At 59.3% G+C, this 757-nt stretch carries 1 protein-coding gene; it reads right to left on the reverse strand.

Going from position 1 to position 757, the window contains the following annotated elements:
- A partial coding sequence (locus HMPREF1546_RS14090; protein ID WP_021748367.1) for an NAD(P)-dependent oxidoreductase occupies positions 1-670 on the reverse strand: 670 nt, incomplete at its 3' end.
- Between the last annotated feature and the right edge of the window lie 87 nt (positions 671-757).

Genomic DNA, 757 nt, shown 5'->3' on the forward strand with positions numbered 1-757 from the left:
AGGCGGTGTTCTTCATAGCCTTGAACTGCTCCGCACCCACCAGATGGAAGGTAGAGGGGAACAGAGAGGTGTGGACGATGACGAAATCGGACTTTGCATACAGCTCCTCCGGCGTCGCCATGGTGATCCCCAGTCCCTCGACATCCGCCTGCTTCACATAGGGATCCGTGGCCAGAATGTTCATCTCAAAGCCGGAGAGCTTCTTCACCACCAGCCGGGAGATCTTGCCCATGCCGATGATGCCCACCGTGGCGCCCTTCAGCTCGATGGTCTTGTAGGTGTTGCGCTCTTTGAACTGGCCGGCCCGGGTCAGCTGATCCATCTGCACCGTCCGCTTGGACAGTGCCAGCAGCAGCATCACGATATGCTCCGCCACTGCGTTCAGGTTGGAGAAGGGGGCGTTGACCACCAGGATCCCCTTTTCCGTGGCGTGATCCACCGCGATATTGTCCACGCCCATGCCGTGCTTGGCGACTACCTTCAACGTCGGGATGGCGTCCATGATCTCCACCGTGATCTTCGCCGAACGGATCAGGATCGCGGAGCAGCCCTGCGCCTGCCGGATGATCTCGCCGCTCTCCGTGGAAGTGCCCTGCACGACCTCGAAATTCTCCCGGAGATACGCCACCGCATCCGGGTGGATATGCTCGGTCAGAAATACCTTTTCCATGTTTATGTACGCTCCTTCTCAGCCGCGGATCCGGCTGATGGTCTCCTTGCCCCACTTGACGATGATCCCTTCGTCAGAGGAGAGCAG

This window comes from Oscillibacter sp. KLE 1745, from assembly GCF_000469445.2.
GTDB lineage: Bacteria > Bacillota > Clostridia > Oscillospirales > Oscillospiraceae > Oscillibacter > Oscillibacter welbionis.